The 12,987-nt window shown below is 40.0% G+C and carries 10 protein-coding genes; 3 read left to right on the top strand and 7 right to left on the bottom strand.

What is annotated here, in order from left to right:
• The first annotated feature begins 1 nt into the window (after position 1).
• Positions 2-1,156: a chromate efflux transporter gene (gene chrA, locus I6F53_RS08890; RefSeq protein ID WP_010554934.1), complete on the top strand. Its 1,155-nt coding sequence runs from the start codon at positions 2-4 to the stop codon at positions 1,154-1,156.
• On the opposite strand, the gene I6F53_RS08885 is transcribed toward chrA, so the two are convergent.
• The 4 genes from I6F53_RS08885 to speA all read right to left on the bottom strand — a co-directional run bounded on the left by I6F53_RS08885 (position 1,113) and on the right by speA (position 6,317).
• Positions 1,113-2,372, bottom strand: coding sequence for a mechanosensitive ion channel family protein (locus tag I6F53_RS08885; protein ID WP_024594278.1), 1,260 nt, complete (start codon positions 2,370-2,372; stop codon positions 1,113-1,115). The two genes, chrA and I6F53_RS08885, sit on opposite strands and share 44 nt — an antisense overlap.
• The gene (locus I6F53_RS08880; protein WP_197239216.1) at positions 2,369-3,289 is read right to left on the bottom strand and encodes an acetyltransferase; all 921 of its coding nucleotides are present in this window, start codon (positions 3,287-3,289) and stop codon (positions 2,369-2,371) included. Before I6F53_RS08880 ends, I6F53_RS08885 begins: the two co-directional genes overlap by 4 nt.
• 26 nt (positions 3,290-3,315) lie before the next feature.
• Complete coding sequence (locus tag I6F53_RS08875; RefSeq protein ID WP_197239254.1) at positions 3,316-4,194, bottom strand: acyltransferase; 879 nt, start codon at positions 4,192-4,194, stop codon at positions 3,316-3,318.
• 242 nt (positions 4,195-4,436) lie between these two features.
• The gene (speA, locus tag I6F53_RS08870; RefSeq protein ID WP_197161207.1) at positions 4,437-6,317 is read right to left on the bottom strand and encodes a biosynthetic arginine decarboxylase; all 1,881 of its coding nucleotides are present in this window, start codon (positions 6,315-6,317) and stop codon (positions 4,437-4,439) included.
• Between the two features lie 198 nt (positions 6,318-6,515).
• Between speA and speE the strand changes: the two genes are divergently transcribed.
• Positions 6,516-7,379, top strand: a complete 864-nt coding sequence (gene speE / locus I6F53_RS08865; protein WP_197142456.1) for a polyamine aminopropyltransferase — start codon at positions 6,516-6,518, stop codon at positions 7,377-7,379.
• A 221-nt stretch (positions 7,380-7,600) separates the two neighbouring features.
• Here the strand turns inward: speE and I6F53_RS08860 are convergent, their stop codons facing one another.
• Both I6F53_RS08860 and I6F53_RS08855 read right to left on the bottom strand, forming a co-directional pair.
• On the bottom strand, positions 7,601-8,833 hold the full coding sequence (locus I6F53_RS08860; protein ID WP_197239214.1) for a hypothetical protein: 1,233 nt from the start codon (positions 8,831-8,833) through the stop codon (positions 7,601-7,603).
• Positions 8,823-9,446 carry a methylamine utilization protein gene (locus I6F53_RS08855; RefSeq protein ID WP_197239212.1) on the bottom strand — a complete coding sequence of 208 codons (624 nt, stop codon included), beginning with the start codon at positions 9,444-9,446 and terminating at the stop codon, positions 8,823-8,825. Before I6F53_RS08855 ends, I6F53_RS08860 begins: the two co-directional genes overlap by 11 nt.
• Before the next feature lie 159 nt (positions 9,447-9,605).
• Between I6F53_RS08855 and I6F53_RS08850 the strand changes: the two genes are divergently transcribed.
• Entirely contained in the window at positions 9,606-11,648 is a 2,043-nt protein-coding gene (locus I6F53_RS08850) for a glycoside hydrolase family 97 protein (RefSeq protein WP_197239210.1), read from the top strand.
• Positions 11,649-11,670: 22 nt separating this feature from the next.
• On the opposite strand, the gene envZ is transcribed toward I6F53_RS08850, so the two are convergent.
• Positions 11,671-12,984: a two-component system sensor histidine kinase EnvZ gene (envZ, locus tag I6F53_RS08845; protein ID WP_197239207.1), complete on the bottom strand. Its 1,314-nt coding sequence runs from the start codon at positions 12,982-12,984 to the stop codon at positions 11,671-11,673.
• Positions 12,985-12,987 lie beyond the last annotated feature (3 nt).

The raw sequence follows: 12,987 nt of genomic DNA, 5'->3' as shown, positions 1-12,987 counted from the left end.
AATGTTAATTGCTATTTTTAGACAGTTTTTTTTACTAGGGTGTATGAGCTTTGGTGGCCCCGCTGCGCATTTAGGTTACTTTAAACGCCACTTTGTAGACTCGTTAAATTGGTTAACTAACACGCGTTACGCACAACTTATTAGTTTAAGCCAAGCACTGCCTGGGCCAGGCTCTAGCCAAGTTAGTTTCGCTATTGGTGTTGAGCGTGCTGGAGTACTGGGTGGTATAGCTGCTTTTGTAGGTTTTACGCTGCCTTCGTTTTTAATAATGGTGCTACTTGCGGTTAGTGCTCATCAGTTTGACGCTGTTTACTTTGCTATTATTGCAGGCTTAAAGTTATTTGCCGTTGTTATAGTTGCTGATGCAACACTTAGTATGGCTAAAAGCTTTTGTACAAGTGCTGCGCTTAAGTTACTTGCTGTAATGAGTACACTTGCTTTGGTGTTATTTCCAATGATGGGAACTCAAATCGCTATTTTAATAACCGCTGCAACAATAGGTGCTATATGGCCTTTATTAAAACTGGGTACAGCCACAGAAAATGTTAGCAGTACAAAAAGTAATATTAATTGGATTGCACTGGGATTATTTGCGCTCTTACTTGGTGTTAGCTTTATTCCACTAGGGCATGAGTTCGCTTTGTTTGCCCCTTTTTACCAGGCAGGTGCAATGGTGTTCGGCGGCGGACACGTAGTACTGCCGGTACTTCAAGCTGGCGTACCAGCATTGAGTGATGATCAGTTTTTAAGTGCTTACGCGAGTGCACAAGCAGTGCCTGGGCCTATGTTTACTATTGCTACTTACTTAGGCGCACAACTTACTACAGAACAACCTTTAGTGGGTGCTCTTATAGCTACACTGCTTATATTTATGCCTGGTTTTTTACTTATACTCGCATTCCAAAAGAGCTGGATTAACTTGGCAAGTAAGCCACGTTTTGCAAGCTCAATAGCGGCGCTTAATGCCGCGGTAGTAGGTTTTTTAGCGGCTGCACTGTATTCGCCAATTTGGACATCAGCGGTGCATAACCTTTGGCAAGTTGCGTTAGTAATAATTACATTTGCATGGCTGCGATTTAAAAAGCCACCTATTTGGTGGCTCTTAGCTTTATTTATTGCTGTGGGTCTTTTACAGCACTATTTGCCATCACTCTAAATGTTGGCTTATCTGTTTGTTGCTCGTTAGGTGGGCTTAATTGCCCACTTACACTTTGATACGCTCTAAGCCCAAACACGGGTAATACCGCAAGTAAATGGTCCATTATTTCGGCTTGTAAATGCTCGTACGAAATCCAGCGTTTGTCTTCACTAAAGCAATAAAACTCAATAGGTAAACCATGGTTTAGTGGTTGTAGCTCTCGTACCATTAACGTAAGCGACGTATTAATTTTACTGTGCTGTTTTAAATAGCCTTCAGCATAGCGACGAAATAGCCCTAAATTAGAAACCTGAGCAGGTAATGTCGTCACTCGAATATAGTCGTGCAGCGGAATAGCCGCATCAATTTGTTTTCTAAACTCATCACCCACTAAACAAATACTGTGCATATCAATATTGAGTGAACGTTTAATACGTCTACCGCCCGACTCTTGCATGCCGCGCCAGTTTTTAAATGAACCCGCTACCAGCATATAAGTTGGAATAGTTGTTATGGTGTTATCCCAGTTACGTACCTTTACAGTGTTTAAACCCAAATCAATTACTTCTCCATCGGCGCCGTAATTTTCTACTTGAATCCAATCACCATAGGTTACTAGGCGATTTGCTGCTATTTGAATACTGGCTACAAAGCCTAAAATAGTGTCTTTAAATACTAATAACGTAACGGCAGCAATAGCACCAAAGCCAGAGAGAATATAAGTAGGTGACTTCTCAAGAAAAATGCTCACAATTAAAATTGCACACACAATAAAGGTTATTAGCTTAACAACCTGAATTAAGCCCTGAATAGGGACTTCGCGTGCAAACTCTAACTGGTTATAAATAGTACCCGCAATGCTCACAATACTACTAAAAATAAAACCCGCATAAATAATAAGCAAAGCTTGTCCTATTGTTTTTAGTATTTCTCCTGCAATTTCATTAACTGGGTATACGCTATCAAACGTAGCTAAAAACAATACGCAGCACAGCATTCCGGCAATACGTTTATTTAGCTTATTAAGCATAGGAGAAAGCGCACCAATTCGCTCAGGAGAAAGCCTCGTCACTATTTTTTGAATGCCAGGTAACATTAATCTACGAGTAAATAAGTAAACAATTAATAAAGAAAATATCCCTATTGAGACTGCGGTAATTGAGCTAAGAAAATCCGCGTCGGGTACTTTTTCAAACCAAGGAGCAATTAATTCCTGAAGATGGGTGTTGGTCATAGTGTTTCAATTTCCTTACTGATTTGTGGTTCAGGTAAATCTTGTTGAGCATAAATGTCGGCAAGCTGCTGATCTTTAGCAACCCATAGCTCATTCACATAATGTTGAAAATTAACTTTAAATACGTCATCGCTTTGATAGCTGCCCTGCATATTGTCATTAATGGGAGTTACGTCTATTGAAACATAAATAGAATCTAGCTCACCTTTTAGCAAGTTACGACAAACGTGATCTGTCTTACCGCTGTATACTAAACTTGTATTAAGCATGGCATCAAATTGATCGGCTAATACTTCAAGCGCAAAAGCAATGCCACCCGCTCTGGGCTTTAATAAATGCTTAAAAGGACTTTGTTGCAGATTATGTTTGGCTGGCGTATAGCGTGTACCTTCAACAAAATTAATGATGGTAGTAGGATGATGACGAAAATTACGACAGCTACGCTTCGTGCGCTCTACATCCAACCCTTTCAACTTTGGATTTTTAGCAAGCTGCGCTTTGCTTACCCGTTTCATAAACGGCATACCCATAGCCCACGCACCAGTGCCAATAAAAGGCATGTACTTTAACCCGTCTTTTAAAAAGAACTTAGGGGCAGGCAATGCATGTAATGAGCTAAGTACAGTTATATCTAACCAACTCGCGTGGTTACAAATAAGTAAATACCAACTTTTTGAGTTTAAGTCGCCACTTATATCAACCACAATGTTAGGGCAACCTAACCAAAGCCCTAAACGGTTGCCGTTACACCAACCTCTATAAGCGCTGTGTAATATAGAGTTAACCACAGGCAAAGGCAGTAATAACTTAATAAGGCCCAGTACAAATACTAGCGAGCCAAAAAGTATCATGTTAGAAAACAATACACAGCCTACAATTAAGCCGTTAAGCCAATTTGGTAACCACTTTTTTAGCATAACTGTAAGCTCATATTTTTTACCTTTTACTTATGGGTTTTTTCGAGCGATTGCAGTGTTTGCTCTTTATTTTCCCATAAGCGGTTTAACTCGCTTTGAAAGCGAACTCTAAATTCAGAATCACCGGTGTAGTCACCAATAAGCTCTTCGCTTACCGGCCTTACTTCCACGTGTACGTTGATATTTTTTACCTTACCACCAGCAAAATCCATAAAAGTAGGAATACCATCTGGGTACTGAATGGTAACGTTAACCACTTTAGTAATTTGCTCGCCCATTGCTTGCATTACAAAAGCAATACCGCCCGCTTTTGGTTTTAATAAATGTGGGAACGGGCTATTTTGGCGCTCATGCTTTTGCGTAGTAAAACGAGTGCCTTCTACAAAGTTAACCACACTTACTGGCATCTCTTTAAATTTTTCGCAGGCTTTACGTGTGGTTTCTAAATCTTTGCCACGCAGCTTTGGATTCTTTTTTAATTGGCTTTTACTCGTGCGAGTCATAAACGGAAAATCAAGCGCCCACCAACATAAACCTAAAATAGGCACATAAATAAGCTCTTTTTTCAAAAAGAAGTTTAAAAATGGAATTTTACGATTAAACACGCGCTGTAATACTAAAATATCGACCCAGCTTTGGTGATTTGCAATTACTAGGTACCAATCTTTTAGTTTAAGGTCTTCAAGGCCAGTTACATTAAGTTTAGTGGGTGTAAATAGCTTTTGATTTAGGCTATTAAAGGTAACCCAAATTGTTGCAAATTGCTTAGCAGCCCAACTCATAAGCTTTTGTAGCGGCTTAATAGGAATAAGCTTTATAAGCCCACAAACAAAAATAGGCACAAACCAAAAAAGTGTGTTTATTGTGTAAAAAACAATACTAAATACACTGCGAATAACTGACATTACTTCCATTCCTTTAAACATGGCGCAGCAACCTTGTTACTGCACTTTTTATACTTAGTGATGTAATTATACCAATTCCAATAAATAGCTGATCTATTTTACTTGCTAAAACAACTCATTTCTTTGTTGTAAATTTTGTAAAGGGAACAACCATTTACATCAATTTACGCCTAGAACTGAATTATTTTTTCGGCGTAAAATTTAGATCACATACTTAATGGAATTGGTATTAACCTAAATTATTAATCTTCAAAATAGGTATAGCCTTCAAGGCCTGCATTAAGCTCAGCCAAATAACCTTCTTTACACTGCGCTGATACATCAAGTTTATTAACTTGGTACGCAAAGTTGTCAGCTAAAATGGCGCTATCATAGTCAACAAACTTTAATACATCCTTAACGCTATCACCTTTTATGGCATTGGTTAACACGTAGCCATCGTCGTTAAGCTCTACATGCACCGAATCGGTATCGCCAAATAGGTTATGTAAATCACCTAAAATTTCTTGATACGCGCCTACCATAAACATAGCAATATGATATTGTTCGCCATGTTTATATTCAGGGATGGGTAAGCTAGTCTCGATACCCGCGCCTTCAACGTATTCACGAATTTGCCCATCAGAGTCACAGGTAATATCTTGAATAATCGCACGCTGAGTCAATGGTTGAGTTAAGTTTTCGATTGGCATAACCGGAAACAACTGCTGAATACCCCATACATCAGGCAATGACTGAAACAATGAAAAGTTAACAAACAGTTTATCGGCAAGCTTTTCGTTTAAATCGTCGAGGACTTCACGGTGCGCGCGCGCATTATTACTAAGTGATGCACGTACACGATGTAAAATAGTAAAGTAAAGCTGCTCTATTTTTGCCCACTCTAGCATGCTTACTAAGCCATGCACGTACTGATCGTGCGCTTCGCTAAATAAGTGCATCGCATCATGATAAATTTCAAGTGCCATACGCGGGTTTAAACGCTGTAAACACTGCCACATTTCATCAAGCACTAATGCGCTATTTTCAAGCGGTGGCTCTGGATTTAAATGATTAGGCGCTTTTTCTACGTCAATTACATCGGTAATTAATACCGCATGGTGAGCCGTTAAAGCACGACCCGATTCGGTGATAATGGCCGGATGCGTAAGATTATGTTGGTCGCACACCTCTGCAAATGCATTCACTACATTACGCGCGTACTCTTCTACTGTGTAGTTCATTGAACACGCGCTACGCGAGCCAGAGCCCTCGTAATCAACGCCTAAACCGCCGCCCACATCTACTGTATTTAGCGGTACGTTTAATTGTGTAAGCTCAGCAAAGTGGCGTGCGCATTCACGCAAAGCACGGTGAATATCACGAATGTTGGCAATTTGAGAACCAATATGAAAGTGCACCATTTGCATTAAGTGCAGCTTATTATGCTTTTTAAGCACTTCAACAGCACTTAGTACTTGGCCTGCTGTTAAACCAAACTTGCCTTTTTCGCCACCGGTATTTTGCCACTTGCCTTTACCGACTGAATTTAGACGAATACGAATACCAATAGCTGGCTCAATGCCTAGGTTGTCTATTTCATCTAATAACGTGGTTAATTCTGAAAGCTTCTCTACCACAATTTTTACACTGTGCCCCATTGCTTGACCAATACATGCCAAACGTAAAAACTCACTGTCTTTATAGCCGTTACACACAATAGTAATTGGCTCTTTTGCTACACCCAAAATAGCCATAAGCTCTGGTTTTGAACCTGCTTCTAGGCCAACAAGTCCGCTTGGATGCGCTAATAGCTTACTTACTACTGAGCGTTGCTGATTTACTTTAATAGGGTAAACACAGGTGTATTTACCGTTATATTCACGATTTGCCCGCGCTTGAGTAAATGCGTTAGTAAGTGTGTCTACACGATTTTTTAAAATATCGGTAAAGCGCACTAAAACCGGCAACGTTAAACCTTGCTGTTTAAACTGCTCTGTTAATTGCGTTAAAGAAATGGCCGGTTTTGTTTGGTCGCCATCTGGGTAAGCCACCAGTTCGCCTTGTGCGTTAATATCAAAATAACCATCACTCCAATGAGCAACGTTATAAGTGGCGCGTGCTGTTTCTAAACCCCAGGTCATGGCAACTCTTCTTTAGTCAATTAGGTATAAAGGCGCATTTTAATACGTCACTATCCACTAGGCTAACAAAAATTGAACTTTCACTCACTCCTAACTAACTTTATTCGTTAAATCAGTTAAAATGTCATTGAGCAAAACGCCAAGCACTGGCAGAATTGCCCCTTTTTCATACTCAACCTAAAAAGTGTAATAGTAACTATGGCAAATTTAGATCAAAGTAAGTGGTTTACTGAAATTAGCGACCGTGATGGCAGCGCATTTTCATTACGTATTAATAAAAAGTTAGATGAAAAGCAGTCTCCTTTTCAAAAGGTAGAAATGTTTGAAACCACAGACTTTGGTAATTTAATGATCATCGACGGGTGTACCATGGTAACAACCCGCGAAAACTTCTTTTATCATGAGATGATCAGCCACCCTGCACTTTTAGCGCATCCAAACCCTAAAAACGTCGTTATTATTGGCGGCGGCGACTGCGGTACTTTACGCGAGGTATTAAAACACCCAGGCGTAGAAACTGTAACGCAAATAGATATAGACGAAGTAGTAACGCAAATGTCGTTAAAATACTTCCCAGAGCTTTGCGAGTCTAACGACGATCTACGTGCAACCGTTATGTTTGACGACGGTATTAAATACATGCGCGAAGCCGCTGGCGAATCTATCGACGTGGTTATTGTTGATGGCACAGACCCAGTAGGCCCAGGTGAAGGTTTATTTAATCATGCGTTTTACACAAGCTGTTTAGATGCACTGCGCCCAGGCGGTATTTTAGTGCAACAAAGTGAATCGCCACTTATGCATATGCCTTTACTAGTTGAAATGCGCGAAGCAATGCTAAGCGTAGGCTTTAACGATTTACAAACACTGCCATTCCCACAACCAATTTACCCAAGCGGTTTATGGTCGGTGACACTTGCACGTAAATCAGAGGCATTTAACGGTTTCAGAGAAGACGGCGCAGCACAAATAGCTGAGCAAAGTGAATACTACAATAGCGGTATTCATCATGGTGCACTCGCTACACCTAACTACATGAAACGCGCATTCGATAAAAAATAATACCAATCAGCTTATATATGGGGTCTATTTAACGTTAAGAAAATTACGCTAGAACTAGGCAAAAATTTTTGTATCTAGTTGTTCTAAATAAAAAATTTTTAACGACGTTATAGTGCAATTTAATTCGTTAAATTGATCAAATATTTATGCAGGTTGGTATAATCTATACCAATTTTATTAAACTAAAAAGGGAGCATGTAAATGCTCCCTTTTTTATACTTTTAAAAACGCCACTGCGCATTTAGCATTACTTGCTGCTGCGAGATTCGTTCATTAAATCCAATCGGCTCTCTATTTTTTGCAACACTTTTAAGTGCAGAACCTTCAACCCCGATTTGTAGTTTATTAGTGAGCTGGTAGCGCCATGTTGCGGTTAAACCTTCCCCATTGCTGGCATTAGGATCAAACGCAGTGGTGTCGTTATCTGTCACTTTAAAATAATCATAACGTACTGAAACTCGATGTTTGCCTTCTTTATGGCTCAGCATTAAATAATGGCTATAAAAAGCATTATCAATTAATGCGTTACTGCCCATTTCAGTTTTACCATTAAGTACCTGTGCTATTAAACGTGTTTTACTATTAAACTTATAAAGCCAAGCGGCGCTTGTAAAGCGAGTATCCCAAGCATACTGCCCTGTACTAATATTAAGTGTGGTTGGGTCGCCATTATTGTTGTAATAATAAATTCGAAATTGTGATTTTTTTAAGTAATCCCAATGTACGCCAGCGTAATAGCCAAAACGACCGTCTACTTCTTCAAACGGTAAAACCTGATTAGCCTGCCAACGTAATTCGTATGCATTTAATGCCGCTATAGGCGCAAATTTAATACTTTCGTTAAATGTAGTTTGTCTATCGTGTAATGCAAAACCACGCCACGCAAGTAAAGTACCGGCAGGATCATTGCCTTTAAATGTAGCACCTACAAAACTAAAGCTATGAGCGCTGTTAAAACGTTTTGCTGGGCGCTTAATAGTTACCTCTGCGCCAACAGTGCGTACTTCCTCGCCTATCCAGCTATTAATAGCTGAGTTTGTATAGTTATAAGGAGAAGTCCACCCTATATCAGGATTTTCAAGCGACATAAGTGGGTAAAAACCCCCCACGCGCATGTGCCATTTATAGTTGCTGTTAGATAGCGGCTGATACTTTATATAAGCTTGCGTAAAGCCAAGGCCAACGTCAGGATCTTGATTCGCATTTAACACCCCATGAGCCGACCAACTAGATGCTAAATCAACATTAAAATCTAAAATACCTTGGGATAAAATAAGTTCGTCGCTTTTAGTATCGTGCCGATATAGCCCAAGACCGCCCTCTTGGAAGCTACGTATATCGTCCCCCTGCACGGCTCTAATTTGTATCAAGCCTTTTACTTGTGCATACAATGCATTACTAAAACATAAAGCACCGGCTACAAATGCCAGCCTTATTAAGCGATTAATAGTCATCAAATTCATCCGTAGCAAAATCAATTTGCTCCGCAATTTCCTGCTTTACTTTATAAGTGATAGGGTTAGTAGCCACAGTAATAGTTTGAGATTCAACCTTACTAATATCACTAAACCCAGAATGCCAAACACTTAACGTGTATTCGCCTGAATTGGCATTTAAATCAACATTCCCGCTTTCATCAGTGATTGCAAAAATAGTGCTATCTACCACTACAATATAACCTAACATCCAATCATGAATATTACAGCCAAGCTCAACAACACCCGTTTGATCAAAAGTAATGGGCGCTTTTGGATGCTCCTTATATAGCTTTAATTCAAATGTTTTAGCTTTAGAAAATGAATAAACATGATGCATGATTGAGTCCGCATTCGGAAACTCTACCTTTGCATTTTGTGGGACAACTAAAATACGCGGCTTAAATTCTCGATTTTGCTGGGTCATCGCATAAGGTGCTTCTGGAGGAATAACGCTAGAGGGGCCTCCTGCAGTTAGCCATACAACAGCATTAGGTAATGGGTCATTATTAGCATTTTTAATTGTAATATTTGCTGCAAAAACTCCAGTACTAACACTTAGTAAAAATACACAAAGTAATCTTTTTATCATTTTCCTGACCGCTATTATCAATTTGTTTACATTATAGACCGATTAAGCCACCAAATTCTTTCTATTTTTTAAAACATTGAATACGTATGTAAGCAGTCGTATTAATCACCAACAGTCATTATCCTTAAACGTCACCACCGACTCATCCAAGGACACACCATGAGAATACCAGCACTTGTGCTTTTAGCCTTTGCTAGTAATAGCTACGGACAAACCGTAGAGCTAAAATCGCCAGACACACAAATAACAGTAAGCATCTCTGACGAAAACAACACGCCAAACTACGCAATAAAATTTAAAAACAAAGCGGTTATAAACAAATCTTTACTGGGGTTTGAATTTAAAACACAAGCAGCCTTTAGCAATGGCTTTAAAATAAAAAGCATTGAGCAAAATAGCGTTAATACACAATGGCAACAACCCTGGGGCGAACGCCAAAACGTTGTTGACGAATATAACGAATTAGCCGTTACCTTTACAAAAAATGAGCCAAATAAAGGCACCTATACCATTCGATTTAAAGCATTTGATAGTGGCGTAGGTTTTAGATACGAAGTGCCACAACAAGCAGGTTTTGAGCACACAGAAATAACCAAAGAGTTGACTGAATTTGCTATAAACAATAGCCATGATGCAACAGCATGGTGGATACCTGCTCGTGGCTGGAACCGCTACGAATATGTTTACAACACTACCCCACTTAACGAAGCTCCACTAGCTCACACACCATTTACGTTTAAAACAAGTGACGGTACTCATATTAGTATTCATGAAGCCGCACTTGTTGATTACGCAGGTATGGTGCTTAATCAACGCCGTCCTGGTACGTTTACCGCCGATTTAACACCGTGGTCAGATGGTATTGCTGTTAAAAAACAAGGTGCTTTTGAAACACCATGGCGCACCATTCAAATAGCCGACAGCGCCGTTGGGTTAGTTAATTCAGACATAATACTAAATCTAAACGAGCCCAATAAGTTGGGTGATGTGTCGTGGGTTAAACCTGGTAAATACGTCGGTATTTGGTGGGGTATGCACATAAATACACAAACATGGGGCAGCGGTAAAAAACACGGCGCTACTACGCAAACCACAAAATACTATATGGATTTTGCAGCCCAGTATGGTTTTGATGGCGTACTCGTTGAAGGCTGGAATATTGGCTGGGATGGCGATTGGTATTTTAATGGCGATGTATTTAACTTTACCAAACCGTACGACGACTTTGACATTGCCGCACTGACTCGATACGGCAAAGAAAAAGGTGTACAGCTCATTGGCCATCACGAAACATCGGGCAATGTAAGTAACTACCGTAACCAAATGGAAGATGCTTTTGCCCTTTACGAAAAATCAAACGTAAGCCAAGTAAAAACAGGTTATGTAGCCGATGGCGGAAATATAAAACGTATAGACAAAAACAGTATTGCTCGCCACGAATGGCATGACGGCCAGTTTATGGTTAACGAATACCTTTATAACGTAAAACTTGCGGCTAAGCATAAAATTAGCATTAATACTCACGAGCCAATTAAAGATACAGGCCTGCGCCGTACTTATCCAAACTGGATTGCGCGCGAAGGCGCACGCGGACAAGAGTATAATGCATGGGGTTCACCACCTAACCCACCAGAGCATGTACCAATGCTTGCTTTTACCCGCATGCTTGCAGGACCAATGGACTTTACGCCAGGTATTTTTGATATGAGCTTTAATGGTTTAGGAGGCGATACAAACCGCCCACAAACCACACTCGCTAAACAACTCGCTCTTTATGTTGTTTTATACAGCCCTATTCAAATGGCTGCTGATTTGCCTAAAAATTACTTAGCGAAGCCCGACGCATTTCAATTTATTCAAGACGTACCAACTGATTGGCAGCAAAGTATTGCTATTGATGGTGAAGTAGGCGACTTTATTGTATTTGCCCGTAAAGAACGTAAAAGTACTAAATACTCAGGAAACGATTGGTACCTAGGTGCTGTTACAGACGAAAAAGCCAGAACTATTGAGGTAAAACTCGACTTTTTAGAGCAAGGCAAAAAGTTTGAAGCACAAATTTATAAAGATGGTAAAAACGCAGAGTGGAAAAACAATCCGTACGATATAGCTATCGAAAAACGTATTGTAACTACAAACGATAAACTAACGCTTAAGCTGGCCACTAGTGGCGGTACAGCTATTCGTTTTAAAGCACTTTAATATAATGGGACCCCTGCATTTACTATGCAGGGGTTAATACCTTTATTGGCAAATATACTTGTGCACTTAAACCGCCTTCTGGGCGGTTTTCTAGTTTTACTTTACCGTCGTGCATATCAACAATGCGTTTAATAATAGCAAGGCCTAAGCCGCTACCTTCACTGCCGCGAGCTGCATCGCCTTGTTTAAATGGCTCAAACACAGACTCTAATTCGTTTTCAGGGATGCCGGGGCCGCTGTCGTTTACAGCAATAACCACGTATTTTTTATTTGAATTAAAATAGCTAAGTACTTCAATATCGCCCTCAGAATAACGTAGCGCATTACCAATCATATTGGTAATTACACGCTTAATAGCCACAGAGCTTAACGGTATATTGCCTATATTTGGATTACTTTTAAACGTAATAGTACGTTGATGCTGAAGCTCAGAATTGACAACTTCGGCAACTAAAGCATTTATATCTTCGCAGCTTAGCTCATCTGTTTTGTGGTGGCGTAAATACTCAATAAACTGATCGATAATCCCGTTCATATCTTCTATATCGTAAATAATACCTTCACGAAGATAGTCGTCTTCATCAACCATCATTTCGGTGGCTAAACGGATACGCGTAAGCGGCGTACGTAAATCATGAGACACACCAGCCATTAGTAAACGGCGGTCGTTTTCAAGTGCGGCAATTCCGCGCGACATTTGGTTAAACGCGCGCGTTACTTCTATTACTTCTGTAGAGCCTTCTTCTTCTAACTTGGTAGAAAAGTCGCCTTTGCCTACTTTTACTGCAGCTTGTTGCAAAGCTTTTAAAGGCCTATTGAGGTGCCTTGCAAACAACCATCCACCCAGCACACTTAAAAATCCAATACTTGATAAGTAAAAAGTCAAAAACTCTAAGTTATTCTCTTTAAAACCTTTAAGCGGTACCTTTACCCAGTAACCAGGCGCTTGCGGTGCTTCAACCCAATAGATTAACGGATCTGTTTGGCTAATACGTACACGAGAAAAACCGCCTAACTGCTCAGTCATGCTACGCGATAGCATAGAATACTCGCGGCTTTGCCCAAGCCCTTGACGCATTGCTTCGCGCTGCGTCATTACTTCAATGCCAGTGATTTCAAAAAACTTTGCAGATACTTCGTCGTTTATTTCAACGCCGTCTTCCCAATCAATAAATACCGTTTTAATTTGTTTAGCGAGCATTAAATTAACTTGCTCAATAGTTGGCTTTACAACGTAAAAACTAACCGTAACATACGACACTATTTGATTGATCAGCAGTAAAGCTGCCACTAAAAATACAGTTTGCCCAAACGCACTACGCGGAAAAAAACCCATATA

This window comes from Pseudoalteromonas sp. SWN29 (genome assembly GCF_015864465.1).
GTDB lineage: Bacteria > Pseudomonadota > Gammaproteobacteria > Enterobacterales > Alteromonadaceae > Pseudoalteromonas.
Note: the sequence above shows the minus strand (reverse complement) of the source record. Positions and strands in the feature narration are given on the sequence as shown.

What these genes read in the sequence shown, in the direction of transcription:
- I6F53_RS08860 (WP_197239214.1), bottom strand. Translation starts at nt 8,833, where the DNA reads ATGACTATTAATCGCTTAATAAGGCTGGCATTTGTAGCCGGTGCTTTA.
- I6F53_RS08880 (WP_197239216.1), bottom strand. Translation starts at nt 3,289, where the DNA reads ATGCTAAAAAAGTGGTTACCAAATTGGCTTAACGGCTTAATTGTAGGC.
- I6F53_RS08855 (WP_197239212.1), bottom strand. Translation starts at nt 9,446, where the DNA reads ATGATAAAAAGATTACTTTGTGTATTTTTACTAAGTGTTAGTACTGGA.
- I6F53_RS08850 (WP_197239210.1), top strand. Translation starts at nt 9,606, where the DNA reads ATGAGAATACCAGCACTTGTGCTTTTAGCCTTTGCTAGTAATAGCTAC.
- I6F53_RS08875 (WP_197239254.1), bottom strand. Translation starts at nt 4,194, where the DNA reads ATGTCAGTTATTCGCAGTGTATTTAGTATTGTTTTTTACACAATAAAC.
- envZ (WP_197239207.1), bottom strand. Translation starts at nt 12,984, where the DNA reads ATGGGTTTTTTTCCGCGTAGTGCGTTTGGGCAAACTGTATTTTTAGTG.
- chrA (WP_010554934.1), top strand. Translation starts at nt 2, where the DNA reads ATGTTAATTGCTATTTTTAGACAGTTTTTTTTACTAGGGTGTATGAGC.
- speE (WP_197142456.1), top strand. Translation starts at nt 6,516, where the DNA reads ATGGCAAATTTAGATCAAAGTAAGTGGTTTACTGAAATTAGCGACCGT.
- I6F53_RS08885 (WP_024594278.1), bottom strand. Translation starts at nt 2,372, where the DNA reads ATGACCAACACCCATCTTCAGGAATTAATTGCTCCTTGGTTTGAAAAA.
- speA (WP_197161207.1), bottom strand. Translation starts at nt 6,317, where the DNA reads ATGACCTGGGGTTTAGAAACAGCACGCGCCACTTATAACGTTGCTCAT.